1 protein-coding gene is annotated in these 525 nt (G+C 39.0%); it reads right to left on the bottom strand.

Translation table 11 applies throughout. The features are described from left to right. Positions 1–53: 53 nt before the first annotated feature. Complete coding sequence (locus GOU96_RS18205) at positions 54–431, bottom strand: PEGA domain-containing protein (protein ID WP_000734783.1); 378 nt, start codon at positions 429–431, stop codon at positions 54–56. Positions 432–525: the final 94 nt, after the last annotated feature.

Genomic DNA, 525 nt, shown 5'->3' with positions numbered 1-525 from the left:
CTTAGGCGGGCGTTATGTAAAAAGGCAGCTAATTATTGCTGCCTTAAGATTTATTATTTTGAACAATTAGCGTTGACGATATAGCTTGTTTGATCAAATTGTTGCCATGCCCCAGTACCCACGCCATCAACGACAAGGATAGACACGATGCCAAAGTCGATGAAGATACCTAGTAAAGTTGTTGCATCAAATGATTTGGTAACAGGAATGGTGACTGAGTGACAATTGTCTTCTTCAACGCGAATAGTATAGTTCTGGTTTTTCTTGAATGCGGTAATTACATTACCATTACCTAAGTATGCTTCGTTGACATAGATCTTTGCTGATGGGTTCTGGCTGCGAATCGATACTTGTTGGCTTGTGCCGTGGAACATTGCTGCACAGCCAGACAGCGTGAAAAGGAAGATAAAGCTGATTAAAAGTTTTTTCATTGTTTCGCTCAAGGTTTTTGTAAAGCACGTATTTTCTCGAATTTACAATTCTATTGAAAGCCATAATGTGATCTCATCATGTTAGTTGGCTATT

It is taken from the genome of Vibrio sp. R-1 (assembly GCF_035615595.1).
Taxonomy (GTDB): domain Bacteria; phylum Pseudomonadota; class Gammaproteobacteria; order Enterobacterales; family Vibrionaceae; genus Vibrio; species Vibrio cholerae.
Note: the sequence above shows the minus strand (reverse complement) of the source record. Positions and strands in the feature narration are given on the sequence as shown.

Excerpts from the sequence above, each read along its gene's own strand:
- GOU96_RS18205 (WP_000734783.1), bottom strand. The coding sequence starts at position 431 with ATGAAAAAACTTTTAATCAGCTTTATCTTCCTTTTCACGCTGTCTGGC.